The organism is uncultured Aquimarina sp., from assembly GCF_947492115.1.
In the GTDB taxonomy this organism is placed as follows: Bacteria; Bacteroidota; Bacteroidia; order Flavobacteriales; family Flavobacteriaceae; genus Aquimarina.
The window spans coordinates 1-286 of sequence record NZ_CANLMM010000059.1 but is presented as its reverse complement, the minus strand read 5'-3'; the positions used below and the strand labels follow the sequence as shown (position 1 = coordinate 286).

General features: G+C 31.8%; 1 protein-coding gene. It reads left to right on the top strand.

What is annotated here, in order from left to right; all coding sequences use genetic code 11:
* Positions 1–98: 98 nt before the first annotated feature.
* A partial coding sequence (locus tag Q1A73_RS24520; protein ID WP_299611472.1) for a hypothetical protein occupies positions 99–286 on the top strand: 188 nt, incomplete at its 3' end.

Below are 286 nucleotides of genomic sequence, written 5' to 3'. Positions count from 1 at the left end.
TACTATTCGGATTGACTAAAAAAATACAAACTAAAATATTAAGCGGAATTTTAACAATACCCATCACGATATTTGGGATTTCAAGCCTGATTGGGGAAATGCCTATTATTTTCTTCTATCTTTTAGCAATGCCATTTCATCCACCAAAAGCAAAATTTGATCTTAACAAAAAACATAACATAGAAGTTAGAGATGGTGGATTTATGGCGTGTGGTGAAAGTCTGTTTATTACAGAAAGTACTATGCTTATTCTGGACAAAATAAAATACGTTGGAAATAACGCTTG